At 62.1% G+C, this 25,746-nt stretch carries 17 protein-coding genes; 8 read left to right on the forward strand and 9 right to left on the reverse strand.

Annotated features, from left to right (window positions below):
* Window positions 1-179: 179 nt before the first annotated feature.
* The 3 genes from VH564_RS06275 (at window position 180) to VH564_RS06285 (ending at window position 2,514) form a co-directional block, all read left to right on the forward strand.
* Entirely contained in the window at window positions 180-899 is a 720-nt protein-coding gene (locus tag VH564_RS06275) for a GntR family transcriptional regulator (protein ID WP_423338953.1), read from the forward strand.
* A gap of 285 nt (window positions 900-1,184) precedes the next feature.
* Complete coding sequence (gene hutC, locus VH564_RS06280) at window positions 1,185-1,898, forward strand: histidine utilization repressor (protein WP_423338954.1); 714 nt, start codon at window positions 1,185-1,187, stop codon at window positions 1,896-1,898.
* Between the two features lie 52 nt (window positions 1,899-1,950).
* Window positions 1,951-2,514, forward strand: coding sequence for a HutD family protein (locus VH564_RS06285; protein ID WP_423338955.1), 564 nt, complete (start codon window positions 1,951-1,953; stop codon window positions 2,512-2,514).
* 15 nt (window positions 2,515-2,529) lie between these two features.
* Here VH564_RS06285 and VH564_RS06290 read toward each other — a convergent pair whose 3' ends face one another.
* Window positions 2,530-3,000 carry an Lrp/AsnC family transcriptional regulator gene (locus VH564_RS06290; protein WP_423338956.1) on the reverse strand — a complete coding sequence of 157 codons (471 nt, stop codon included), beginning with the start codon at window positions 2,998-3,000 and terminating at the stop codon, window positions 2,530-2,532.
* 130 nt (window positions 3,001-3,130) lie between these two features.
* Here VH564_RS06290 and putA point away from each other — a divergent pair, with 130 nt between their 5' ends.
* Entirely contained in the window at window positions 3,131-6,823 is a 3,693-nt protein-coding gene (gene putA / locus VH564_RS06295; RefSeq protein ID WP_423338957.1) for a trifunctional transcriptional regulator/proline dehydrogenase/L-glutamate gamma-semialdehyde dehydrogenase, read from the forward strand.
* Between the two features lie 70 nt (window positions 6,824-6,893).
* Here the strand turns inward: putA and VH564_RS06300 are convergent, their stop codons facing one another.
* The 3 genes from VH564_RS06300 to uxuA form a co-directional block, all read right to left on the reverse strand.
* The gene (locus tag VH564_RS06300; RefSeq protein WP_423338958.1) at window positions 6,894-7,355 is read right to left on the reverse strand and encodes a hypothetical protein; all 462 of its coding nucleotides are present in this window, start codon (window positions 7,353-7,355) and stop codon (window positions 6,894-6,896) included.
* A 108-nt stretch (window positions 7,356-7,463) separates the two neighbouring features.
* Window positions 7,464-9,290: an IlvD/Edd family dehydratase gene (locus VH564_RS06305; RefSeq protein ID WP_423338959.1), complete on the reverse strand. Its 1,827-nt coding sequence runs from the start codon at window positions 9,288-9,290 to the stop codon at window positions 7,464-7,466.
* A 205-nt stretch (window positions 9,291-9,495) separates the two neighbouring features.
* Window positions 9,496-10,692: a mannonate dehydratase gene (uxuA, locus tag VH564_RS06310; RefSeq protein ID WP_423338960.1), complete on the reverse strand. Its 1,197-nt coding sequence runs from the start codon at window positions 10,690-10,692 to the stop codon at window positions 9,496-9,498.
* 125 nt (window positions 10,693-10,817) lie between these two features.
* On the opposite strand from uxuA, the gene VH564_RS06315 reads away from it, so the two are divergent.
* From VH564_RS06315 to VH564_RS06330, 4 genes are all read left to right on the forward strand, one after another.
* Window positions 10,818-11,549, forward strand: a complete 732-nt coding sequence (locus tag VH564_RS06315) for a FadR/GntR family transcriptional regulator (RefSeq protein WP_423338961.1) — start codon at window positions 10,818-10,820, stop codon at window positions 11,547-11,549.
* Window positions 11,549-12,334: an SDR family NAD(P)-dependent oxidoreductase gene (locus VH564_RS06320; RefSeq protein ID WP_423338962.1), complete on the forward strand. Its 786-nt coding sequence runs from the start codon at window positions 11,549-11,551 to the stop codon at window positions 12,332-12,334. Before VH564_RS06315 ends, VH564_RS06320 begins: the two co-directional genes overlap by 1 nt.
* Before the next feature lie 34 nt (window positions 12,335-12,368).
* Window positions 12,369-13,055 (forward strand): D-lyxose/D-mannose family sugar isomerase, encoded by a 687-nt coding sequence (locus VH564_RS06325; protein WP_423339391.1) that lies wholly within the window; start codon window positions 12,369-12,371, stop codon window positions 13,053-13,055.
* Window positions 13,056-13,130: 75 nt separating this feature from the next.
* Complete coding sequence (locus VH564_RS06330; protein WP_423338963.1) at window positions 13,131-13,808, forward strand: GNAT family N-acetyltransferase; 678 nt, start codon at window positions 13,131-13,133, stop codon at window positions 13,806-13,808.
* 5 nt (window positions 13,809-13,813) lie between these two features.
* Here VH564_RS06330 and VH564_RS06335 read toward each other — a convergent pair whose 3' ends face one another.
* The 5 genes from VH564_RS06335 to VH564_RS06355 form a co-directional block, all read right to left on the reverse strand.
* Window positions 13,814-15,013: an OpgC family protein gene (locus VH564_RS06335; protein WP_423339392.1), complete on the reverse strand. Its 1,200-nt coding sequence runs from the start codon at window positions 15,011-15,013 to the stop codon at window positions 13,814-13,816.
* A 112-nt stretch (window positions 15,014-15,125) separates the two neighbouring features.
* Complete coding sequence (locus VH564_RS06340; protein WP_423338964.1) at window positions 15,126-23,624, reverse strand: GH36-type glycosyl hydrolase domain-containing protein; 8,499 nt, start codon at window positions 23,622-23,624, stop codon at window positions 15,126-15,128.
* 405 nt (window positions 23,625-24,029) lie between these two features.
* Window positions 24,030-24,728: a helix-turn-helix domain-containing protein gene (locus VH564_RS06345; RefSeq protein ID WP_423338965.1), complete on the reverse strand. Its 699-nt coding sequence runs from the start codon at window positions 24,726-24,728 to the stop codon at window positions 24,030-24,032.
* A 145-nt stretch (window positions 24,729-24,873) separates the two neighbouring features.
* Window positions 24,874-25,038 carry a DUF1328 domain-containing protein gene (locus VH564_RS06350; RefSeq protein WP_423338966.1) on the reverse strand — a complete coding sequence of 55 codons (165 nt, stop codon included), beginning with the start codon at window positions 25,036-25,038 and terminating at the stop codon, window positions 24,874-24,876.
* Between the two features lie 110 nt (window positions 25,039-25,148).
* Window positions 25,149-25,331 (reverse strand): hypothetical protein, encoded by a 183-nt coding sequence (locus VH564_RS06355; protein WP_423338967.1) that lies wholly within the window; start codon window positions 25,329-25,331, stop codon window positions 25,149-25,151.
* Window positions 25,332-25,746 lie beyond the last annotated feature (415 nt).

Consider the following 25,746-nt stretch of genomic DNA (forward strand, 5'->3'; position numbering starts at 1 on the left):
CTCTCCAGGATTTATGGACTGCAAACACCTCGGGAGACGAATTATTCGGTCGGAGCAGAAGCTTGGCCGACACTGGCGTAGAATATACGTCCCTGCAACGAAGAGGAGCCCGGCATCGAAATTGCCAAGGCGATGACTTGGCCGCTATAAGTCGCTCCCGGTTGGCAGCGGGGACTTCGATGGCGAAGAGCGAGACGGACGAAGGCGAGGAAACCACGCGGGTGCGAGGCTCCGGCACCCAGAGCGTCTATGCTGCCCTGCGCGGCGAGATCCTTGCCATGACGCTGGCACCGGGAAGCCCGCTCGACGAGGTGCGGCTATCGGAACGCTTCAAGATGTCGCGCACGCCGATCCGCGAGGCACTGCTGCGGCTGGCGTCGGACGGCTTCGTCACCACGCTGCCGAACCGCAACACCATTGTCGCGACCATCGATTTCGCAACCCTGCCGACCTATTTCGAGGCTCTGACGCTGATGTATCGCGTGACCACACGCGGTGCGGCGCAACGCGGTGCGCCGGCGGCAATGGCGGCGATACGGGCTCGACAACAGGAATTCGCCGATGCGGTCGCAGCGCAGGATGCCTATGCAATGATCGAGGCAAACCGCGAATTCCACGTCGCCATCGCCGAACTCGGGGGCAACGCCTACTACACCACCTTTTTTGCACGCCTGCTGGACGAGGGCCGGCGCATTCTCAGGCTCTATTATTCGACTTTCGACGACCGGCTGCCGCGCCAATATGTCGAGGAACATGAGGAAATGATTGCCGCCATCGAGACCGGGGATGTCGAGCGCGCCGATCGGCTGGCCATCGATCACGCCGCCCAGATCGTTCGGCAGATCCAGGAATACGTGGCTCGCGACCTGCGGAAGCCGATCGAGCTGAAGATCGAATGAGCGCGGTCCGCGCGGAAATTTTAGGGACGGCCACGTCGTTTCGCGGCAGCAGGAGAGACGTCAATCTGCCCGCCCGATCCTATCCTTAAGTTGATAGCAATCGCGCCCTGTCCTTGCGGACGGTGGCTTGTGGCAGATTTTTGACAGCAGTGAAATCGGTACGGCGCTAAAATCTGGAATTTTTCTCAAAAGCATATACAAATGAGCAGATGTCGCCGACCTCTGCGGTGACGGAATGAACAACGATCGCCAGGCCGGTCGGAGCACTGCAGACCGGGGATCGTATTGAAGTCCATCCACCAGCGAATTTACGACGACATCGAAACCAAGATCATGGACGGCACCTGGCAGCCCGGCCAGCGCATCCCGTTCGAGCACGAACTGGAGCTGGAATATGGTTGCTCGCGGATGACGGTCAACAAGGCGCTGACCGCCCTTGCCGACCGCGGGATGATCCTGCGCAAACGTCGCGCCGGATCATTCGTCGCACCGCCGCAGATCGACCGGACGGTGATGGAGATCCAGGACATCGCCGCCGACGCCCGCAGTGCCGGGCACGAGTACACGTTCCAGATCCTGTCCAGCAGGGTCGATCGGCTGACCCCGGCGGAGGCAGTCAAACTCGGCGAGGAGAGTGGCAAGGAAATGCTGCGCCTGAGTTGCCTTCATGTCGTCGACCAGAAAGCCCATGCCCTCGAGCATCGGATCATCATGCTGGACACAGTACCGCGCGCCAGATTCGAGACCTTCGAGACGAAGCCGCCCGGCAGTTGGCTGCTGGAGCAGGTACCCTGGTCGGAAGCCCGACATGTCATCAAGGCAATTGCCGCCGACAGCACCACCGCAAAAGCGCTTGGCATGCAGAAGGGCGAGCCGTGCCTCGTGCTATCCCGTCAGACCTGGCAGAGCGGCCGCACCGTCACCTTCGCCGAGCTCGTCCACCCCGGCGACCGATATCAGTTTGCCGGCGTCTTCCGGCCGCTGAGCGCGACGACATGAGCCGATGTCGCATCGATGACACCGCCGCCACAACCGCAAGCAGGAAGCGACCATGCATGTCCTTCGCCTGAACGACTATAAGAGGATGCCTTGGAAGAATGGTGGCGGCGAGACGCTCGAGATCGCCGTCTGTCCAGCAGATAGTCCAACCGTCCCCTTCGACTGGCGCGTCAGCATGGCGACAGTCGCCTCCGACGGCCCCTTCTCGTCTTTTCCCGGCATCGACCGCGTGCTGACGGTCATCGACGGCGACGCCATGGAACTCACGGTGGAAGGTCGCGCGCCGATCCTGCTGGACCAGCACTCCGAGCCCTACGGCTTTCCGGGGGACCTGCCCACGTCCGGCCGCCTGCGGGACGGACCGATTGTCGATCTGAATGTCATGGCGAGGCGAGGCTTGCCCCATGCAGTCACCCGGCTCGACGCCGCCGATCTGCCGCGAACGAGCGTGACGGCGGCAACACTGTTCGTCGTCGCGCTCGAGCGCGTTGTTTTCCGCACAGGCTCGGATGAACACGAACTCCAGCCGCATGACACGGTGTCACTGGCGGGAACGAGACTGTCCGACCTCGAGGTCCTCGGCTCAGGTCCCATCCTGTTGATCGCGATCGGCTGATCCACCGGCAGCGTTTCAAAGGCCGCGTTCCTTGATGGCCTGCATGACGACGAAGGTCGAAGTGCTGGCGACATGCGGCAGGCTGGAGATCTTCTCGCCGAGCACCTGCCGATACTTCTTCACGTCCGAAGTCCGCACCTTGAGCAGATAGTCGAACTGCCCAGCGATCATGTGGCACTCCTCCACTTCCTTGATCTTCGCCACCCGGCTGTTGAATTCATCGAGGGCCTTCTCGCGCGTATCCGATAGCTTCACTTCGGCAAAGGCAATGTGATCCAGCCCCAGCTTCTGCGGATCGAGGCGAGCATGGAACCCCAGAATGTAGCCCTCCTCCATCAGTCGTTTCAGCCGAACCTGACACGGCGTCTTCGACAGGCCGACCCGTTTCGACAGCTCGGTGATGGTCATCCGCCCGTCTTCAACCAGCGCATCCATGATCTTGCGATCGAAATGATCGATTTCACCGCCGCTGCTGTCGATAGCCATCGCTTTCACCTCCAAAGACAATTTATTTAGAGAAATGACGATTCTGCATTCAGATATACGGGCAGATCGACTTTGCGACCAGTGCTATGAATGATTCACGTGAAATAGCCCGTTGGGCAGGGGTGATCGCATGCAGACCGAAGCTTTGGACACATCAGTCGCGACCGGCCGCGCGCCGCAGATTTTCGCGGATTTTGCGCCTCCCGTCTCACCCCCGACGCCCTTGCGCCAAGCCATCACCGCCGCCTATCGGGTGCCAGAGACGGAATGCGTCCCACGCCTGGTCGAGGCCGCCACGCTTTCCGACGATATCCGCGCTGCCGCCAGGAAAACGGCGACCAAGCTGATCCTCGCCCTGCGCGCCAAGCACAAGGGCAGCGGCGTCGAAGGACTGGTGCACGAATATTCGCTGTCAAGCCAGGAAGGCGTGGCGCTGATGTGCCTGGCCGAGGCGCTGCTCCGTATCCCCGACACCGCGACGCGCGACGCGCTGATCCGCGACAAGATCGCCAATGGCGACTGGCGTTCGCATATCGGTGGCGGCCGCTCCCTTTTCGTCAACGCGGCAACATGGGGCCTTGTCGTCACCGGCAAACTGACCTCGACCGTCAACGATCCTGGCCTTTCGGCAGCCCTCACGCGGCTGATCGCGCGCGCCGGCGAACCGGTGATCCGCCGTGGCGTCGACATGGCGATGCGGATGATGGGCGAGCAATTCGTCACCGGCGAAACAATCGACGAGGCCCTGCGCCGTTCACGCTCGCTGGAAGCCAGAGGCTTTCGCTATTCCTACGACATGCTGGGCGAAGCAGCGACGACGGCGGCAGACGCCAGGCGCTATTTCGCCGATTACGAGAATGCCATCCACGCCATCGGCAAGGCCTCGGCCAGCCGTGGCATCTATGACGGCCCCGGCATCTCCATCAAGCTGTCGGCCCTGCACCCACGCTATTCCCGCGCCCAGAGCGCCCGCGTCATGGCCGAGCTGCTGCCGGCCGTCAAAAAGCTGGCGCTGATCGCCAAGGGCTACGATATCGGGCTCAACATCGATGCCGAGGAGGCCGACCGCCTGGAACTCTCGCTCGACCTGCTCGAAGCCCTGCGCCTCGATCCGGATCTTTCCGGCTGGAACGGCATGGGTTTCGTCGTCCAGGCCTATGGCAAGCGCTGCCCCGCTGTGCTCGACTTCATCATCGACCTCGCCGAAAGGTCGAAGCACCGCATCATGGTCCGCCTGGTGAAGGGCGCTTATTGGGATGCGGAGATCAAGCGCGCGCAGGTCGACGGCCTCAGCGATTTCCCGGTCTATACCCGCAAGATTTACACCGACGTCTCCTACATCGCCTGCGCCCGCAAGCTGCTGGCCGCAGGCGACCGGGTGTTCCCGCAATTCGCCACTCACAACGCCCAGACGCTGGCCACCATTCACGCAATGGCAGGCCCTGCCTTCAAGGTCGGCGACTATGAGTTCCAGTGCCTGCATGGCATGGGCGAGCCACTCTATGATGAGGTTGTCGGCCCCGCCAACCTCGATCGGCCCTGCCGGATCTACGCACCCGTCGGCACCCATGAAACGCTGCTTGCCTATCTCGTGCGGCGGCTGCTGGAGAACGGTGCCAATTCCTCCTTCGTCAACCGCATCGCCGACCCCGCTATCTCCGTCGACGAACTGACGACCGATCCGGTGGAGATCGTGCGCGGGATGCCTGTCGTCGGCGCCCAGCACGAGCAGATCAAGCGCCCGGCCGACCTCTACGGCGAACGCCGCAATTCCCACGGTCTCGACCTCTCCAACGAGGCCACCCTCACCGAACTCTCCGACGTAATGCGCAAGAGCACGGAAGTCCGCTGGACGGCCGCACCGCCGCAGGACAACGGCAATACCGCCCAACCCGTTCGCAATCCCGGCGACCACCGCGATATCGTCGGCACGGTCAGGGAGGCCAGCGATGACGACGTGCAGCAATCCGTCGCCAAGGCCGTGGCTGCAGTCGCCGGCTGGAGCGCAAGGCCGACGAGCGAGCGCGCCGCCTGCCTGCTGCGCGCCGCCGACCTCCTGCAACAACGCATGCCCGAGCTGCTCGGGCTGATCATGCGCGAAGCCGGCAAGTCGCTGCCGAATGCGGTTGGCGAAGTGCGCGAGGCGATCGATTTCCTGCGTTACTATGCCGAACAGGCAAACCGAACGCTCGGGCTAGCCCACCACGCGCTGGGGCCGATCGTCTGCATCAGCCCCTGGAATTTCCCGCTGGCAATCTTCTCGGGGCAGATCGCCGCCGCACTGGTCGCCGGCAATCCGGTGCTGGCAAAGCCCGCCGAAGAGACACCGCTGATCGCCGCCGAGGCCGTGCGCATCCTGCACGAAGCCGGTATTCCGGCGGATGTCCTGCAACTGCTGCCCGGAGACGGTAAGGTCGGCGCAGCACTGGTCGGCAGCGAGGCCATTGCCGGCGTGATGTTCACGGGCTCCACGGATGTGGCGCGCCTGATCCAGGCCCAGTTGGCACCGCGGCTTTCACCAGCCGGCAAGCCGATCCCCTTCATTGCCGAAACCGGCGGCCAGAATGCCATGATCGTCGACAGCTCGGCGCTCGCCGAACAGGTGGTCGCCGACGTCATCGCCTCCGCTTTCGACAGCGCCGGCCAGCGCTGCTCCGCCTTGCGGGTCCTTTGCCTGCAGGACGAAGTCGCCGACCGTGTCCTCGACATGCTGAAGGGCGCGCTCAATGAGCTCGTGATTGGCCGCACCGACCGCCTGGCCGTCGATGTCGGCCCAGTCATCTCGGCGGAAGCCAAGACCAACATCGACCGGCATATCGACGCCATGCGCGGCATCGGCGCCAAGGTCGAGCAGCTGGCATTGACGGCGGCGTCACGCGAAGGCACGTTCGTGCCGCCAACGATCATCGAACTGAAGCGCTTGTCGGATCTGAAACAGGAAGTCTTCGGGCCTGTTCTGCATGTGCTGCGCTACGAACGCGATGACCTCGACCGGCTGATCGATGATATCAACGCCACCGGCTATGGCCTCACTTTCGGCCTGCACACACGGCTCGACGAGACGATCGCCCACGTCACCAGCCGCGTCAAAGCCGGCAATCTCTATGTCAACCGCAACATCATCGGCGCGGTGGTCGGCGTCCAGCCATTCGGCGGCCGCGGCCTGTCCGGTACCGGCCCGAAGGCTGGCGGCCCGCTTTATCTCGGCCGCCTGGTATCGACGCCTCCGGTTCCGCCGCAGCATAGCTCGGTCCACACCGATCCGGCCCTGCTCGACTTCGCCAAGTGGCTGGATGGCAAGGATTTAAAGGCGATGGCAAGTGCTGCGCGCAACACCGGCATGGGTTCGGCGCTGGGGCTGATTTCGGAACTGGCCGGCCCGGTCGGCGAGCGCAACCTCTACGCATTGCATCCGCGCGGCACGATCCTGCTCCTGCCGCAAACGTTGGAGGGCCTGTACCGACAGCTGGCGGCGGTGCTTGCAACCGGCAACAATGCCATCATCGATGCATCGACGGGCCTGGAGCCCGGGCTTGCCGCCCTCCCCGCCAGCCTCTCGGCCAGAGTGTCGTTCAGCGCGGATTGGACATCGGCAGGGCCCTACGCCGGCGCGCTGGTGGAAGGCGATAGCGAGCGGATACGGGCCGCGAACAAGGCGATTGCCGGACTGCCCGGACCGCTGATCATCGTTCAGGGCGCTTCGAGCCAGGGGCTGATCGACGACCCTAATAGCTACTGCCTCAATTGGCTGCTGGAGGAAGTCTCGACCAGCATCAACACCACGGCCGCCGGGGGCAATGCCAGCCTGATGTCGATCGGCTAACGAACAGGCCTTGAAGCAAAGATGGCCGCCTTGGGGCGGCCATCTTCATATCTATGAAAGCTGCCTGGAATCACTCAGGAGCCTTCTGGGTCTGCATGCATTCGGTGAGGCCCATGAAGGCCTTTTCGACGCCTTCGAGCGGGAAATCGGCGCTCTGGGTGTTTGCCTTGACGGTCAGCGTCTTACCCGAAGTCAGCGCGATGACAGCCTCGGTGGTGTTCGGCACGTCGAGGGTGGCGGTGCTGGCGGTATCGGCGGTCGACGAAAACTCGGTTGAGGCACCGCCGTCCACGGACCAGCTGCCCTTGACTTCATCGCCCTTGGCGATGGTGAATTTCGGCGAATTGGCAAACAACACGACCTTGTCGCCAACGGCCAGGAGGCCGACGGTGGAGGTGGAGTTCTGGGCGAGGCAGCCGGTGAAGCTGTCGCCATCCTTCAGCGGCGTGATGTTGAAGTCGGCGGCCTCGGCGGCAGCGCCGGAGAGCAGCATGGCGGTAATGGCCAAGCCGGAGAGATTGAAGAGATTCACGGATATTTCCTTAAACGGAGGATATGGACGGCACGGCACGTGTGTCTGCCAGGCTGGATAGGCCCGGCAGACGGTAGTCCCGCGACAGCCAAAGCCGCCGCTGGAAACTTAGTGATTGTCGCGCGGAATGCCTTTGGTCTGGGCAATCCGCTGATAGTTGACCGCCGGCTCGAGTACGGCACCGGTTTCCAGCTGACCGACAAAGCTCCGCTGGATTTCCTGCCAGGGCGTCTGGCTGTCCGGGTAGACATAGCCGCCGGCCGCTTCGAGTGCCTTGCGGCGCGACGCCAGTTCCTCGTCGTCGATGAGGATGTTGGCGGACCCCTTTTTGAGGTCGATGCGCACCATGTCGCCGGTGCGCAGCAGCGCCAGCGCGCCGCCGGCCGCAGCCTCAGGCGAGGCATTGAGGATCGATGGCGAACCCGACGTGCCGGACTGGCGCCCGTCGCCGATACAGGGCAGAGAATTGATGCCCTGCTTCAGCAGATAGTCAGGCGCCCGCATGTTGACCACTTCGGCTGCGCCGGGATAGCCGATCGGACCGGCGCCCCGCATGAACAGGATGCTTTTGAGATCGATAGCCAGCGATGGATCGTCGATGCGCGCGTGGTAATCCTCCGGACCGTCGAAGACGATTGCGCGCCCGGTGAAGGCCTCCGGGTCCTCAGGATCAGACAGATAATGCTCGCGGAATTCAGGCGAGATGACGCTGGTCTTCATGATCGCCGAGGAAAACAGATTGCCGCGCAGCACCCGGAAGCCGGCCCTCTCCTTCAGCGGCCGGTCGAAAGGCCGGATGACCTTCTCGTCCTCGATGCGGGAGTTCGTGTAATTTTCACCGACGGTGCGGCCGTTGACGGTCATGGCGCTGGTGTCGAGCATGTCATGCTTGATGAGCTCCCCCATGACAGCCGGCACGCCGCCCGCATGGTAATAGTCCTCGCCCAGATATTCGCCGGCCGGCTGCAGATTGACCAGCAGCGGAATGTCCTCGCCATGGGTCTGCCAGTCATCGATATCGAGTGCGACGCCGACATGGCGGGCGAGCGCATTCAGGTGGATCGGCGCATTGGTTGACCCACCGATGGCGGAATTGACCTTGATGGCGTTGATGAAGGCTTCGCGGGTCAGGATGTCCGACGGCTTCAGGTCCTCGCGGACCATCTCGACGATGCGCAGGCCGGTCTCATAGGAGATTTCCTGGCGATCGCGATAGGGCGCGGGAATGGCGGCCGCGCCGGGCAGCTGCATGCCCAGCGCCTCGGCCAGCGAATTCATTGTCGTCGCCGTTCCCATCGTGTTGCAGTAGCCGGTCGACGGAGCCGACGACGCAACGAGCTTCAGGAACCCCTTCTGGTCGATCTCGCCCTTGGCGAGCAGTTCGCGGGCCTTCCAGACGATGGTGCCCGACCCGGTGCGCTCGCCGCGAAACCAGCCATTGAGCATTGGACCGACGGAAAGTGCGATGGCCGGAATATTGACGGTGGCCGCCGCCATGAGACAGGCCGGCGTCGTCTTGTCACAGCCGATCGTCAGCACCACGCCATCGAGCGGATAACCGTAGAGAACCTCGACAAGCCCGAGATAGGAGAGATTGCGGTCGAGACCGGCAGTCGGTCGCTTGCCGGTTTCCTGAATAGGATGAACCGGAAACTCGATTGCTATGCCGCCGGCATCACGGATGCCCTCGCGCACGCGCTTGGCAAGTTCGAGGTGATGACGATTGCACGGCGACAGGTCCGACCCGGTCTGGGCAATGCCGATGATCGGCCGTCCGGACTGCAATTCTTCCAGGCTCAGCCCGAAATTCATGTAGCGTTCGAGATAGAGCGCCGTCATGTCCGGGTTTTGCGGATTGTCGAACCAGGCACGCGAGCGGAGCGGCACGTCGCCCGACAACGGCGTTGGAACAGAGGCGGGTGTTTTCTTGTCCATGACGATATCCATTTGACGATGAAGCAATCGCCAGACTAACGGATCGCGCGAGATTTTATAATCACATTCGTGCCGACTTGCGGAGAGCAGATCGCGGTTCGCACCAATCTTGAGCTTCATCGGTGACCGAGTCGCGGAAATCCTTGGCCGGACGAGCGATGTGCTCATCCGGCGGCTTTGCATAGCCGGCAATCCAATCCTCACACTATTTGGTGAGGCTCCCTTCAGCGTGAAACTGGTCGAGCGCCGCGATGACGCCACGGAGTTCAGCCAGCCCCTTCAACCGTCCGATGCAGGAATAGCCCGGGTTGACGACCTTTTCCTGGTCATCGATCAGCAGATGCCCGTGATCAGGCCGCATCGGAATGACCGCATCGCTGCGACCGGCGGCCAACCGGCGACGCTCCTCACGGCGCAACACCGAGATCAGCGACACCATGTTGACGTCGCCACCCAGATGTTCCGATTCGATGAATGAGCCATCCGGCTCCTTGGTGACGTTTCGCAGATGGGCGAAATGGATGTGCTCGGCGAAGTCAGACGCCAGCCCGACCACATCGTTGCCTTCACGCGAGCCATAGGAACCGGCGCAGAGCGTGATGCCGTTGGCGGGATCGTTGACGGCACCCAGAATCGTCCGGATGTCGTCTGCCTGCGAGACGACCCGCGGCAGGCCGAACAGGGAGAACGGTGGATCGTCGGGATGAATGGCCAGCCGAACCCCGTTTTCCGCTGCCACCGGAACTACCTCGCGCAGGAACTCGACGAGGTTGGCACGCATGTCGTCGAAGGACAGGTCGTCATAGGAGGCAATCTGGCCACGGATGGTTTCGCGGGTATGGCTGTCCTCGCCGCCCGGAAGACCGGCGATGATGTTGGTCTCCAGCGTCAGGATCTCGGCCTCGCCCATCGCCTCGAAGCGGCGACGCGCCGTCTCGACAATGTCGGATGCATAGCTCTCCTCGGCCGCACGGCGCTTCAGCACGAACAGATCGTAGGCGGCGAAATCGACCATGTCGAAGCGCAATGCGAGACCGCCTGCTGCCGTCGGGAAAAGCAGATTGGTGCGCGTCCAATCGACGACCGGCATGAAATTGTAGCAGACGACCGGAACGCCACCCTTGCCGAGATTGGCAAGGCTTTCCTTCCAGGCATCGACATAACGCCGCCAGTTCGCGTTGCGCAGCTTGATCGCCGAATTGACCGGGATGGACTCGCAAACCGACCAGACCATTCCGGCCTTCTTCACCAGCGCCATCCGCTCGGCGATGTCGTCAGGCGTCCAGACGCGCCCGTCGTAGATATGATGCAGGGCGGTCACGACGCCATGGGCACCGGCTTGGCGCGCATGCGATAGCGTTACCGGATCCTGCGGCCCAAACCACCGCCAACTTTCAAGCATGTTGTCCTCCCGATATAATGTTGGGCAATTAAAGCGAAAAAATTTGGATTGACAAGATACTGCTCCATATTGTGACTTTAAACCCAACATAATAAAACTAACCAGGAGCAATTGAGGATTGACGTATGGGGGATGGTAGCAAGGCGTCAGCCGTCGACGACGTGGTCCGACAGATCCGCGGGATGATCCGGGAACGGGGCATGGGCGTCGGCGATGTCCTGCCTGGGGAAGCCGAGCTTGCCGTCCTCTTCGATTCCAGCCGAAACACCGTTCGCGAAGCATTCCGTACGCTGAAGGCCTATGGCGTCGCCGAATCCCGGCAAAAGATCGGCGCCGTGCTGACGGACCAGCACCAGAGCGCCATGCAGCGGCTGTTCGCTTTCGCCATGGACGTATCGGTCGATGCCTTTCGCGACATCCAGGGCTATCGCCGGCTAACCGAGATGAACCTGTTCGACCAGCTGATGGAGCGCCTGACGCCCGAAATCTTGGACGAGATGGAGGCGCTCAACCAGACGATCCTGTCGAGCCAGGATGCCGAGCAGGCATCGGAGCGCGACTTCCGGTTCCATGCTCTGCTGGTCAATGCGGCCGGCAATCGCACGCTCTCCGAGACCTATGGCATGCTGCAGCCAGTGATCCAGCGGCTGATGATGGCCGGCAAATCGCAGCGGCTGACGCTGGAGACCGTCGTCGGCGAACATGCGGCGATCGTTGCTGCCCTTCGCAGCGGAAATCGCATCGCCTTTTCCTACCAGATGGATCGGCATCTCGATGCCGGTCTCGAATTCATTCCAGAGGCGCCGCGTGCGACGCCATCAAACAATCGCACCATGCCGCGCAAAGGACGCAAGTAATGGCAGAGTTTACCAACAAGGTGGCAATCGTCACGGGAACGACAGGCATCGGCCGAGCCGTTGCTCTCCATCTCGCGCGCCGGGGCGCCGCTGTCGCTGCCCTTGGGATCGATGCGGCGGCGAATGTCGAGTTGCAGCAGCAGGCATCGACCGAGCGCCTGCCGCTCATCGTCCTTACCGCCGACGTTTGTATGCCTGACATGGTCGAAAGCGCGCTGCAGGAGGTCGTCGTGGGCTTTGGCGGCGTCGATATCATCGTCAACGCGGCAGCCGTGCATCCCTATGGCGACGCCACGGACACGTCTTTCGAGACCTTCATGCGCTGCATGGCAGTCAATGTCGGCTCCATCCACCTGATGGCGCAGTTCGGCGTGCCGGAGATGCGCAAGCGCGGCGGCGGCGTGATCGTCAATCTCTCAAGCGTCCAGGGCCATGCCTGCCAGCAAGGCGTCTCCGCCTACGTCGCCTCCAAGGGCGCGATCCACGCGATGACCCGCGCCATGGCACTGGATTTTGCGTCCGACCGCATTCGCGTCGTGTCGATCAGCCCTGGCTCGGTGCGCACGCCGATCCTGGAGCTCGCCGCCCGCACCTTCGGCGGACCGGATGCCGATATAGACGATGCCTTCCGGCGCTTCGGCGAGGCCCACCCGCTCGGCCGCATCGGCGAGCCGGAGGAAGTGGCAGAACTCGCGGCCTTTCTTGCCTCCGACAAGGCTGCCTTCATCACCGGCTCCGACCACCGCATCGATGGCGGCCTGACAGCCGGTATCGGCGTCAAATAACGAGGGAAGGCGAGGAACTCCCATGACAAGCCTCATGAAGCGCAGCGAAATCAACCGGATCATCCGTGAGGCCGAGGCCTTCATGCGGTCCTTTGGCTATATCCTGCCACCCTTTGCCCATTGGTCGCCCGCAGAAATGCAGGCCCGCAGGGGCGAGATCGGCGCCATCACCGGTGCCAACCTCGGTTGGGACATCACCGACTTCGGCCTCGGCGACTTCACCCAATCCGGCCTCTTCCTCTTCACCGCCCGCAACGGGAGGTTCGAGGATCTGCGCAAGGGACGCGGCATGCTCTACGCCGAGAAGGCGATGATCTCGCGCGAGGGTCAGGTCACGCCGAGCCACACCCACGTGCTGAAGGCCGAAGACATCATCAATCGTGGCGGTGGAACGCTGGTGATCGAACTTTTTGGCGATACCGATGGCCGCTGCGACCGCTCGAAGGGGACAAGTGTGTTTTGCGACGGTCTGCAGCGCAGCCTAACGCCCGGCGAACAGCTGCGGCTGGCACCGGGCGAGAGCGTGACGTTGATGCCGGGCGACTGGCATGCCTTCTGGGCCGAGGAGGGCGATGTCTTTGTCGCCGAGGTCTCCACCGTCAACGACGACGCCACGGATAACATCTTCGACAACCCTGCCGTCTCGCGCTTTTCAGGAATAGACGAGGACGAGGCACCGATGCGTCTGCTGGTTTCCGACTATGCGACGTGGCTGGGCTGAAGCGCCATTTGATTTCCAAGGGCGCTGCCGCTATCCGTTGACGGGAAGCAGCGATGAGCAAGAAGGGTGCAAAGCATGTCCGAGGATCTGAAAGACTGGCAGCCGCGCCCGAGGCCCGAGCGCCGGGTCATCGAAGGACGCTACGTCCGGCTCGAACCGCTGAATGCGGCCAAGCATGGCGACGGTCTCTATGAAGCCTCGACGGTCGAGGACAGCGATGATCGTTTTGCCTGGCTGCCGGACTCCCCGCCGGAAAGTCGCGCCGCCTTCCAGCCCTGGCTCGACAAGGCGGAAGCCAGCGACGATCCGCTGTTCTTCGTTCTGATCGACAAGGCGACCGGCGAGGTGGCCGGACGACAGACCCTGATGCGCATAGAGCCAGCGCTAGGCGTGATCGAAATCGGCAATATCTATTGGGGACCGCTCGTCTCGCGCAAGCCGGCGGCGACGGAGGCATTCTTCCTGTTTGCACAATACGTCTTCGAAGAACTTGGCTACCGCCGCTACGAGTGGAAATGCAACAAGCGCAATGAACCCTCGAAGCGAGCGGCCGACCGTTTCGGCTTCAAGTTCGAGGGCGTGTTCCGCCAGCATATGATTGTGAAGGGCGAAAACCGCGACACGACCTGGTTCTCGATCATCGACAAGGAATGGCCGGCCTTGCGCGCGGCCTATGTCGCCTGGCTAGATCCCAGCAACTTCGACCAGGATGGAAGGCAGAAGCGCCGGCTCGAAGACTTTCGCGCCGGCTGACGAGCTTAGCGAGGGTCGCGACGAGACGGCAGCGCCATCGCTGGAGCGACCGGCGTCACGCGCGAACGTTCGCGATCGAGCAGACGCTTGTTCTCAAGATGCTCGGCATAATAAAACTGCACCACGATACCGAAGACAACGAAGAGCGGACCAACCACGTGGTCGTTGTTGGTCACGTAGAGCAGGACCTGGCCGATCATGGCCAGGATCGTGCCTGCCGCAAAGATGTTGAGCGAGTGGCGACCGAGAACCGTCAGCGGGTTGGCCGAGGAAAGCCGGAGCAGACGCGAGATCGCTGGGATATTGATCACCAGATAGGCGAGCGCCAGGACATGCAGCAGGCGGGGCAGCGACAGGAATGTCTTGTCGAAGCCGCTAATGACCGGCGGCAACCCGGTCGCGGCAAGCAGGCCGCCGAGTGCCCAGAGCTTGAACGTCACCCAAATGAAGGACAGCGCGACATAGCCCGCCGCCAGCGCAAACAGCGCCGGGTGCTTGGGCAGAGTGCCGCCGCGGCGGACATGCATCATGCAGACGATGCCGATCACGAACAGGAACTGCCAGGACAGCGGATTAAGGAACCAGAAGCCGGGCAGCAGAAAATTATGGGGCGCGATCTGGTAGACGCCGGCCGCCATCCAGACGGTCGCCGAAATCAGCAGCAGCAACTTCGGGCTTAGCGCCTCGAGCCAGAGAATAGCCGGCACCATCAGCAGCAGCGCGCCATACATCGGCAGGATATTGTTGTAGCCGATCTGGTGACCGAGCAGCACGAGCGAGGGAATGCCGGCCGTCAGGTTGGTCAGCACCGGCAGGATGTTGATTTCGCAGAGCAGGCCGGGCCGGCTGAAAACCCAGGCGCCTGTGATGAACAGGCCGATCGTCATGAAGGTCGTGATCATGTGCGCCATGTACAGCGTGCCGGCCCGCTTGATCGCCTTGTAGGACGCTGCGAGGCGATTTCCGACCACGAAGCGGCCGCCGTAGGCAAGGCCGATGGAAATGCCGGAAATCAACACGAAGGCCTCTGCCGAATCGGAGAAGCCGAAATGCTTAGTCGTCAGGTTCTCGAAGATCTGGCCGGGGACGTGATTGATGAAGATCGCGATCAGGGCCAGCGCGCGTAGCACGTCGAGGCGTGTATCGCGTTGTCCTGCGCCTCTCGAACCACCGGCATTGCCTGTGGAAACGGACACTGTCCTCATGTTCGGGGCCATCCGGTCCACTCCTGTTCGGCCTTAAAACGCGAAGGCGGCCAAAGGGTTCCCCCTTTTGGCCGCCTCCGTCAATTCGAGCCGGATCAAAAAAGAGTGACCGTCAGCCGATCGGATGTCCCTCCTCGGGACCACCGAGCGCCCTGTCGTTGATGACGACAGAGTAGCCATCGGCATTGGCCGATTTTGAGACCACAATGCGATATTTTGTGTCTGCTATGTCCAGTTCCGCCGTAAAGCCATTCCACGCAGATGGCAAGGCAGGCTTAACATAAAGGTGGCCATTGGCGACGCGGATCCCCAGCAGCCCCTCGATCGCGACGCGGTACATCCAGCCAGCCGAGCCGGTGTACCAGCTCCAGCCACCACGCCCGGCCAGTTCGCCCTCGCCATAGATATCGGCCGCCACGACATAGGGTTCGACCCGATAGAGATCGCTGGCGTCCTTGTCGAGCGCGTGGTTCACCGGATTGAGCAGACTGAAGCAGCGCCAGGCATCGTCTCCCCGGCCCATCTCAGCCAGCGCCAACACGACCCAGGTCGCCGCGTGGGTATACTGCCCGCCATTTTCGCGAACGCCCGGCGGATAGGAGCGGATATAGCCGGGATCGCGCGGAGACTTGGCGAAGGGCGGCGTGAACAGCCGGATAATTCCCTTTTCCTCGTCGACCAGCCGCTCGAGCACGGCATCCATGGCCTTTTCGCCTCGGGCCCGGTCGCCCTCGCCGGACAGGATGTTCCAGGACTGGGCGATGGAGTCGATCTGGCATTCGAAGTTCTCGTTCGAACCCAGCGGCGTACCATCGTCGAAGAAGCCACGGCGATAGTAGGCGCCATCCCAGCCGGCCGCTTCCAGAGCCTTCTTCAGCTCCGGCAGATGGGCCGACCAGCGGGCGACGCGGGCGCTGTCGCCGCGTGCTTCCGCGTAGGGAATGAACGAGGTCAGCGTGCCAGCCAGGAACCAGCCCAGCCAAGTGCTTTCGCCTCGGCCCAGCATGCCGACGCGGTTCATGCCGTCGTTCCAGTCGCCGCCCAGAATAAGCGGCAGGCCGTTTCCGCCCTTGCGACGAATGGCAAGGTCAAGCGCCAGCGCCGCGTGTTCGTAGAGGCTTGCCTTGGTGGAAGACAGGTCGGGCTTGTAGAAGGCATCGTGCATGCCCGACGTCAAAACAGCACCTTCGATGAACGGCAGTTCTTCGTCGAGAAGAGCGCGATCGCCGGTCACCGTGCAGTACTGGTCGATGGCATAGGCGAGCCAGACGACGTCGTCCGAGATATGGGTGCGCACACCCGCACCGCTGCCGGGCAGCCACCAATGCTGCACATCGCCTTCAGGGAACTGGCGCGATGCCGCGTTGAGGATCTGCTTGCGGGCAAGCTGCGGCGAGTGCGTCAGGAACGCCAGCGTATCCTGCAGCTGGTCGCGGAAGCCGAAGGCGCCGCTTGCCTGGTAGAAAGCCGTGCGAGCCATGATCCGGCATCCGAGGCTCTGGTAGGGAAGCCAGGTATTGACCATGTTGTTCATGGCCTTGTCCGGCGTCGAGATCTGCAACCGGCCGGTAAATCCGTTCCAGAAGGACTGGCTTGCCTGCAGCAACTCGTCGAAGCTTTCTGAGCGTATGGCGGATACCAAGGCTCGTGCTTCGTCGGTCGAAGCGGTATCGCCCATATAGAAGCAGATATCCCGCTGTTCGCCCGCCTGGAGCGTCACGTCGATGGCGAGAGCCGCGCAGGGGTCGCCCTCGAGATCGAAGGAGCCCGAGAGGATGGCACCGGAAGCAACCGCCTTGGGCATCTGGATCGAGCCTGAGCGTCCGATGAACTCGCGCCGGCTGCTGGAGACGCTGCTCGGCGTCTCGTTTGCTGCCATGAAGGCAACATGGGTCGAGTAATCGATGCTGTAGGGATTGCTCGCAAACAGCGCGCCGGTCTCCGCATCCTGCGATGACAGGATGAAGGGGCCGGTCTTGCGCGGATTATTGCCCAGGACCCATTCTGCGTAGTTGTAGAGCCGCAGGCGGCGTGCCGTCGATCCGTCGTTGCGCAGGCGGAGACGGGTCATCTTCACGGGCCGCTTCTGGTCCACCGTCTGCGTTACCTCAAGCGCGATCTCGTCCTGAACGCTGGTGAAGACGGAATAGCCGAGGCCATGGCGTGCTTCGAAGACGACAGACGAGCGGCGCGACAAGGCCGCATAGGGGGTCATCACGGCACCGCTGTCGAGATCGGCGACATACATCGCTTCGCCCGGACGGTTGATGACCATGTCGTTCGACCAGGATGTCAGCTGGTAGTCGCGCGAATTGGTGCTCCAGGTGAAGGCAGCCCCTTCGGCGGCAACGTGGAAGCCGAAGTTCTCGTTGGAGATCACGTTGATCCACGGCTGCGGCGTCGACTGGCCGCCAAACAGGCGAACCACATATTCGCGGCCATCACCGGAGAAGCCGCCGTAACCGTTCCAGAAATCGAGGTCGCCGCGATCTTCCACCGCTGCGGCCGTCAACGCCCGCTCCTGGATCGTGGCCACGACCGAGGTGCGCCGCATTTCCGGCTCGCCACTGTGGACGGAGGCGAACAGGGCCGGCGCACGGGTGATCTGGTCGACGATCGTGCCATTGCGGGCATGGAAGACGACGCGCGAGGCAGCCAGCACGGCCTGGTAGGTTTCCGGCTCCATCAGATCCTTGCGAGCCGCAAAGATGTTCGGCCGCAAGCCTTCGCCCTGACTGGAATGGCGCACGGCTTCGCAGAGCGCATCCAGATCATGCTGCATATCCTGCGCGTAGGACGCAGCACGCTCGTTCATGATGACGAGGTCGGCGGCGATGCCCCGCGAGCGCAGATATTCCTGCGCACTCAAGGCTTCCTTCGCGATCTCGAGATCGACGTCATCGTTGATACGCAGCGTAAAGATCGGGAAGTCGCCCGAAATCGCCAGCGGCCAGAGCGCCGACTGCGGCTGCAGTCCTGCCTGAACGACGGCCGCTTCGGCACGCAGATGCATGTCGGGATAGATCAGGTAGCGGGCAAGATGCTGGAAGATCTTGGCCTGCTGCGAGGTGACGCTGATCTGGCGCATCTGCACCTGGGTGCGGGTCCAGGCATGCACCATTTCCTGGCCGAAGACTTCAGGATTGCGGAAGCGTTCGACGGCCTTGTCGATATCCTCCCGGTTCGGGGCGGCGATCGTCCAGAAGATGACGCTGACCTTCTTGCCGGCCGGCACGCGCACGACGCGGCGCAGCGACAGGCAGGCATCGAGCGTGAACCCATCGGTACCGGAAAGGTTTGCACCGGCATCGAAGGCTGCCGCATCGCCGAGGCTTCGGCCACGGCCGATGAAGCGACGGCGGTCGGTTTCGAACTCCGTCGGCCGCTCGGACCCGGCATTGTCCGCGACCATGTGAGCCATCGCCATATCCGGCTCGTTCGGATCGCGCTTGTTGCGCTCGACCCGGATCACATCCCCACGCTTGCCGATTTCGGTCTTCACGAACATTCGGGCAAAGACCGGATGGGCCGCGTCGACATCGTCGTTGGCGATGACGGGCTCGAGATAGGAGGTCACTTCGATGAAGCGGTCTTCCGAGCCGGCATTGTGCAACGTCACCCGGCGGCCTTCGGCGTCGTGATCCGTGGCGATGATGCACTCAACATCGCTGGTCAGCTCGCCGACCGTCTTCGAGAATTCGGCCTTGTCGTCGCTGAAGACGACGCTCGCCTTTTCACCTTCGACACTGCGCGGTTCTGATGTCGCCGACCACCACTGATGCGAGACAGTATCGCGCAGGAAGATGAACGTGCCCCAGCGGTCTTCAGTCGGATCGGGCTTCCAGCGCGAAACGGCAAGGCCGTTCCAGCGCGAGTAACCGGCACCGGTTGCCGTCAGCATGACGGAATAGTGGCCGTTAGAAAGCAGCGCCAGTTCGCGATCCTGACGGGCAGGATTGTTGATCTTGCGGACTTCCGCCTTGAGAAGATCCTCCTGGATATTGGCCGGAGCATCGGTCTCGTGTTTGGCCGCCATGACAGGAATATCCCGCGGCGCCTTTTCCTGCAGCAGCAGCTCGGCCGCTTCGATCACCGGATCGGCGTGGAAGAGCTCGCGAAGCCTGCCGTTGAAGGCGACGTTGGCGACGGCCGCGATCGACATGCCATGGTGGTGGGCATAGTAGTTGTAGACGATCGCGTATTTCTGGCCGTCCGGAACGCGGGTCGGTGTGAAATCGACGGCATCATGGAAACCGTACATGCCGAGAGCGCCAACCTTGCGCAGACGGTTGAGGTTCTCGAGCGCCGCCTCCGGATCGTACATGGCCGCCAGCAGCGAGGCGTAAGGCGCGATTACGGCGTTCTGACCGAGACCCCGCTTCAGACCGAGCGAGGGCACGCCGAAGTTGGTGTACTGATAGTTCATCTGGTGGTCGCGGGCATTGAAAGCCGCTTCCGAGATACCCCACGGCACGCCCAGCCGGCGACCGTAGTTCATCTGCTCGATGACGATCAGGTTGTTCGTCTGGTTGAGAATGCCGCCCTGACGCTCCTGCATGACCAGCGGCGGCATCAGATATTCGAACATCGAGCCCGACCAGGAGACCAGCGCACCGCGCGAGCCGACCGGCACGACCTGACGGCCGAGACGATACCAGTGCTCCGTCGGCAGGTCGCCCTTGGCAATCGCAAACAGGCTGGTGAGACGGGCTTCGGACGCGAGAAGGTCGTAGCAAGCCGCATCCAGCTCGCCGCTTTCGACGCGATAGCCGATCGACAACAGGCGCCGCTCCGGTCGGAACAGGAAGGCGAAGTCCATCGAGAAGGCAATGTCGCGGCTGCGATCCCTGAGGTTGATCAGACGCTGGCGCAGTGCCTCGACGTTGGACAGGTCGAAGACGCTGTCGGCAATATGGGCTTCGCAAACCTGGATCAGCGATTCAGACCAGCAGATGACCTCAGCGCTTTGAGGCGACTTGACTTCGTGATCGAGGTTGGCCGCGAGCTTCTTGATGTCGCGGGCGAGCACGGCAAGGTTAATGATGCGGATCGAGGCAAATTCGTGCTCGCGCTTGACGGCTGCAAGCGCGTTCTGGAAGCCGATGATACGCTCTTCCAGCCGGCGGCGCAGCGGACGGACGGTCTTTCGGTCATCGGGAAGATCCGCAAGGATTTCCTGAAGAACGCCCGACACATCGCCGACGCCATCGAGGCTGCCCTGCATGTGCGCCGACGGCGCTTCGGCCCAGATGCGGCAGGCCGACGAGACGGCGATCAGGTGGCCGGCAAGGTTGCCGCTATCGACGGCCGATACATAGCGCGGCCCAAGCGTCTTGAGGGTGTCCGTGTGATACCAGTTCAAAAGGTGGCCGCGGAATTTCTCCATCCGGTCGACCGTGGCGATCGTCTGTTCGAGACGGGTAATCGTCTCCTCGAAGGACACCCAGCCAAAATGGCGGGCCGACACGACGGAAAGCAAATAGACGCCGATATTTGTGGGCGACGTGCGCGGCGCGACGACCGCGTGCGGTGTCTGCTGGACGTTGTCCGGCGGCAGGAAGTTCTGCTGCTCGACGACGAAGGTCTCGAAATAGCGCCAGGTACGCCGGGCGATCTTGCGCAGCTCGGTCGAGACATGCTCGGACACGTCGAGCCGATCCTCCGTCTCCGCCGACTGGCTGACATAATAGGCAACAGCTGGCGAGAGGACCCAGAGGACGACGAAAGGAATGCCGACCAGATAAGCATAATCGCCACTCAGAGTAGCAAGTCCGAGCGCCAGCAGTGCCAGGACGGGAGCCTGCCACATGACCTTGTAGTGGCCGAGGATCGTGGTCTGCGCCGCGGCCTGGGCGCTGGCGGCCGTGCGCCATTGCAGCATCATCTTGCGGCTGACGAAGGTGCGGTAGAGCGAGCGACCGATGGCATCGGCCATGCCGCAGGCGGAGTCCGCCAGGAACACGATGCGCAGTGCCACCTGGGCATTGGCATCGCGGATGTCTGTCCAGATCGTATAGAGATGGGCGCGCGCGACGATATCGCTGGTGCGCGGGATGATGCCGTTGATGAGGCCGAGCGTCGGGGCGACGAACAGGCAGAAGATCAGCACGATCTGCCAGACCAGCGCCGGGAACGGCGCCAGGAAGTACCAGCCGAGCACGGAGGCGAAGAACCAGGCGATCGGCGTCAGCGAGCGGCGCAAATTGTCGAACATCTTCCAGCGGCCGAGGCCGGTGATACCGCGCAGCGGATTGAAGATGTAGGGCAGCAACTGCCAGTCGCCACGCGCCCAGCGATGCTGGCGCGAGACCTCGACTTCGTAGCGGATCGGGAAGTCTTCCACGAGTTCGCAGTCGGTGACGAGGGCACAGCGCGCCATCGAGCCTTCGAGCAGATCGTGGCTAAGGACGGAGTTTTCGTCGATCTTGCCACGCAGGGCATTCTCAAAAGCATCGACGTGATAGAGGCCCTTGCCGGTAAAGGTGCCTTCGCCGGCGAGATCCTGATAGACGTCGGAAACGGTGAAGACGTAGGGATCGAGACCCCTGTTGATCGAGAACACGCGCTGGAACACCGAGGCGTCCTTGCCCGTGGTCAGCGACGGCGTCACGCGCGGCTGCAGCACGCCATAGCCACTGACGACACGCTTGGTTTCCGGATCGACCACCGGACGATTGATCGGATGGTAGAGCTTGCCGACCAGCTTGGTGACGGTGTCGCGCATCAGGCGCGTGTCGGAATCCAGCGTCATGACATACTGGACGTTTTTCGGAACGATGTTGGCGCCGGGCAGGAAGGTGGTGTCGCGGTCGCCGCGCAGCAGCAGGTTCAGCTCGTGCAGCTTGCCGCGCTTGCGCTCCCAGCCCATCCAGGCCTCTTCGGCCGGATTGTAGAGGCGGCGGCGGTGCAGGAGGTAGAAACGCGTCTTGCCGTCGAAATCGTAGCGCTGCGATAGATTAGCGACTTCGCGGCGGGCGTAGTCGAGAATTTCAAGATCGCCTGCGGTTTCCTCGACCTTGCTGTCGGGCCAGTCGCTGAGCAGAGCGAAATAGACTTCGCCGCGCGGATTGGCGAGATAGTGGACCTCGAGGTTGCGCACCAGTTCGTCGACGCTGTCGTGGCTCGATATGAGTGTCGGGACGACGACGAGGGTACGGGCATCCTCGGGGATACCCTCCTTGAACTCATAGCCGACAAGCCGCACCGGCGTCACGAAGAAGGTGATGATGGTGTTGAAAAGCCCGGTCGCGCCTTCGGAAGCCGGCAACGAGAACATCAGCAGCAGGATGACGATCCCGGCTGCGCTCAAACCGGCATTCGCCAGGAAACTGCCGACCAACGCCATGGCGATGATCGTCAACAGCACGACGGGGCCGGCGATGGCGAGCCAGCCGAGCTTACGGACCTGGCGGACGAAATGCTGGACCGGCAAAGGCTTGTAGTTGATTGCCTCTTCCAGCTTCATCCGCTGCATTCCAACCAGGAAGCCGCCGACATTCGGCTCATGCGATTGCGGCTCGGACGAGGCCTTGGCCGCCGCCGTCATGTCGATCGCCTTCTGGGCGATCTCGATCTCCGTCTTGTCGGAGCGACGCGCCAGCTTTTCGATCTGCTTGCGATATTTGTTGCGCGAGCCTGCGTCGAGCGCGCCGTAATCGGTCTCCGCCCAGAGCAGCTTGTCGACCTTGCTGACCTCCTCGACCCAGACGGACCATTCGGTGTCATCGATTTCCCGCAGGCTGCGGATGATGTGACCCATCGTGGCATTACCGGCGGCAAGCCGGGTATGCTCGGCCAACATAACGGCTTCGTAATCGGTGCCGGCTGCTTCTATCCGCTGCTCCAGCCAGTCGATGGCCATGCTGGACGTCTGGGACCCGTCACGCAAACGATAGAGAAACTGCGTCGAAAACGTATTGTCGTGGGTAAGCGGCTCGAGCGTCGTCAGATATTCAGCGCATTTGGCCGGGTCCGCAAGACGGATCAACTCGTCGGCCGCCTCGTTCGCCTTGCTGCGCATGCGGCGGCTATGCTCGACCCGGATCGATATCCGGCGAAGATTGTCGACCAGCACGTAGCGCACCAGCGACGGCAGCGCCCAGAGCTCGCCGATCTTGAAGATCTCGCGCTCCTGGAAGCCATCAACGATGGCCATCAGGCCCTTGTAGGAAATCCTGCTATGGGTATGGGCGACGTAAAGCCATGCGACGGCCAGCGCACGCGGCATCACCATCCCCTGGATGGTGATGGTCGGCAGCTGCCTGTAGAATTTCTTCGGGAAATCGCGCCGGACTTCCTGGATGGCCTCTTCGATCACGTAGTGATTGTCGAGCAACCACTCGGCCGCGGGCGTGATCGACTGTCCTGCTTCGACGTCCGCAGCCGCTGCGCGGTAGACGCGCAGGATTTCCGTCTCGTTCTCGCGGTGACGGGCAAAAAACTCGAAGGGCTGGAAATTCGGCAGCGAGGCTGCGCCATCGCGGGCGAAGGCTTCCCCGCATTCTCTCAACTGGTCGTTGGACAGAAAGCTCGCACGGATCGAATCGTTGAAATCGATCGGGTTGGATTCAGGAGCGCGCGGCGAAGGGGTCGGGGAATTTTCAGCTGACATGGGTCGGGTTCTGGATCCAAACGGAGTGACGAGCATTCGCCGAGACCGTTATCCGGACAACACCCATCGTGACTCTAACCCTCGGCCCACCGGGCATAGGAAAAGGCTTTGACGGCATTACCGTAGCATAACCAGTTTCGGCGGAGATTTTCATGGGCGTTCAACCATTGGGCAATTCCCCATTGTCGATCCGGTTCCATGAAACCTTGGAAGCGCCCACTATAAGTTAAGCGAGCACGGCGGCAAGATTACATCAAGGCGATCGAGTTCATCGGACATTCTCCACATTGCACCGCGAATCGCGCCGGCAAGACGTCAGCGTGACACGTACCTAACTCCATAGGCCCGCAAATATGAACTTAAACTGAACTGAGCGAGCAAGATGATGAAGACGGCAGCATCTTGCTAGACGCCGCTGCGCTCGGGGTAGGAAATGATAGACAAGAAGCGGATCGGCAACTCGACCAGCACTTCCGGGCCGTGCGGCGCATCGGCATCGAAAAACAGGCTGTCGCCCGGCAGCATCGTATAGAGCTTGTCGCCATGGCGGTATTTGACCTCGCCTTCCAGCATATAGATCAGTTCCAGGCCATCATGCTGAAACGCGGGGAAGACATCGGAATCCGCTGTTAGCGTGATCAGGTAGGGCTCGACCTGCAGGCCGCTGGCACTGTTGCCGATATGACCGAGCAGGTTGTACTGATGACCGGCACGGGTGCCCCGCCGCTCGATTTCCAGTCCCTCCCCCGCCTTCACGAAAACCGCGTTGCGCACCTCCTCGAAGCGGCGGAAGAAGGCCGTGACGGGCACGCCGAGCGCGGCGGCCAGCGCCTGTAGGGTTGTCAACGAGGGCGAGGTGTTGCCATTCTCGATCTTCGACAGCATGCCGAGCGAAATCCCTGTCGCCGAAGCGAGATCCGCGCCGGTGATGCCCAGCGTCTTGCGGAAAGACCGAACCTCGCGACCGATGGCGACTTCGAGATTATTTTCCTTGGGATCGCGAAGCGAATGGGGATCCTGCTTCAAAACGGCCTTGGCGGGAGTGCTCTTGATCTTCACCGCCCCTGGCTCGACGCTTTCGGGCGTCGTTTCCGTCTTATCCATTCGTCTTTCCCGCGCTTTTCGACGTCGCAGCTTACTGGTTTCCGCCGGTGCATGCCATCCGGAAGGTGAAATTTATGAGCCGGCGTGCATCCCGCACACAGAAATCCGGCAGCCCTTGGACCGCCGGATTTGAGTTGGACGCGAATCAGGCACGCCGAATGACCCGGGCGATCAGCGACACGACGAAAAGGACGAGGAACAGGAAGAACAGAACCTGTGCAATTGATGCGGAAGCGCCGGCAATGCCGCCGAAACCCAAAACACCGGCGATGATAGCCACAACGAGGAATACGAGTGCATAATAAAGCATGGCGATCTCCTTGGTCTCAATGGACAGGAGAACGGCGATTTCACTCTATTGTTCCAATCGGGAAAGCTCAGGGTTGCGCCGATATTTCCGGCGACATTTGATCGTCGGTCCTAAAGTCCGATCCCGCAGACGATAGCAGCCACAAAAGCGAAGGCTGCCACGAAGAGCGCGACGTGGAATGCGGTTTCCCACTGACGCCGCTTGGAAATCGCAGTCGTCGAAGCCAGGCGCCGACGCTCCGAGGGCTCATCGAAACCACGAACGGGCACATTGGATAGACCAAGATTTGCCATGTGCTACCTCCGTTGTCAGATTGGATGCGTCATCGTTCGGCTATAGTCGGGCAATAACGTCCGGATTGGGAGAGAAGGATTTTCGCGCCCGGCACCCGTGCGGAAAAATTAACCCTCGATCAGCCGAAAATGCAGAACTAGCAGAGAATGCGACGGGCCCAGAGAAGGGTCCGCTCCAGGGCACCGTCTCCCGGTGCCGGTGCCGGCGGCAAGCGTTGCACCACCCCATTGTCTTCTTCAGAGGCCGTAGCACTGCCGTCGGCGCGTTTTGCCCGAACGGGAGCATGAAGGTAGCCAAGGGTCATACCGCCCATGAAAAACATGCCTTACCTCCGTCACGCGATCACAAAGTGTTAATCACCGTTAACAAGATCATGACACAAATGCGGCAGCTGTCAATAGTCTAGGTTCTTGG

The sequence above is a fragment of the Rhizobium sp. HT1-10 genome, assembly GCF_049472505.1.
Taxonomy (GTDB): Bacteria; Pseudomonadota; Alphaproteobacteria; order Rhizobiales; family Rhizobiaceae; genus Rhizobium.

Bases quoted from the DNA above. Each gene is read 5' to 3' on its own strand.
- VH564_RS06275 (WP_423338953.1), top strand. From the start codon at position 180: ATGGCGAAGAGCGAGACGGACGAAGGCGAGGAAACCACGCGGGTGCGA.
- VH564_RS06285 (WP_423338955.1), top strand. From the start codon at position 1,951: ATGCATGTCCTTCGCCTGAACGACTATAAGAGGATGCCTTGGAAGAAT.
- VH564_RS06290 (WP_423338956.1), bottom strand. From the start codon at position 3,000: ATGGCTATCGACAGCAGCGGCGGTGAAATCGATCATTTCGATCGCAAG.
- putA (WP_423338957.1), top strand. From the start codon at position 3,131: ATGCAGACCGAAGCTTTGGACACATCAGTCGCGACCGGCCGCGCGCCG.
- VH564_RS06305 (WP_423338959.1), bottom strand. From the start codon at position 9,290: ATGGACAAGAAAACACCCGCCTCTGTTCCAACGCCGTTGTCGGGCGAC.
- uxuA (WP_423338960.1), bottom strand. From the start codon at position 10,692: ATGCTTGAAAGTTGGCGGTGGTTTGGGCCGCAGGATCCGGTAACGCTA.
- VH564_RS06315 (WP_423338961.1), top strand. From the start codon at position 10,818: ATGGGGGATGGTAGCAAGGCGTCAGCCGTCGACGACGTGGTCCGACAG.
- VH564_RS06320 (WP_423338962.1), top strand. From the start codon at position 11,549: ATGGCAGAGTTTACCAACAAGGTGGCAATCGTCACGGGAACGACAGGC.
- VH564_RS06325 (WP_423339391.1), top strand. From the start codon at position 12,369: ATGAAGCGCAGCGAAATCAACCGGATCATCCGTGAGGCCGAGGCCTTC.
- VH564_RS06330 (WP_423338963.1), top strand. From the start codon at position 13,131: ATGTCCGAGGATCTGAAAGACTGGCAGCCGCGCCCGAGGCCCGAGCGC.
- VH564_RS06335 (WP_423339392.1), bottom strand. From the start codon at position 15,013: ATGAGGACAGTGTCCGTTTCCACAGGCAATGCCGGTGGTTCGAGAGGC.
- VH564_RS06340 (WP_423338964.1), bottom strand. From the start codon at position 23,624: ATGTCAGCTGAAAATTCCCCGACCCCTTCGCCGCGCGCTCCTGAATCC.
- VH564_RS06345 (WP_423338965.1), bottom strand. From the start codon at position 24,728: ATGGATAAGACGGAAACGACGCCCGAAAGCGTCGAGCCAGGGGCGGTG.
- VH564_RS06350 (WP_423338966.1), bottom strand. From the start codon at position 25,038: ATGCTTTATTATGCACTCGTATTCCTCGTTGTGGCTATCATCGCCGGT.
- VH564_RS06355 (WP_423338967.1), bottom strand. From the start codon at position 25,331: ATGGCAAATCTTGGTCTATCCAATGTGCCCGTTCGTGGTTTCGATGAG.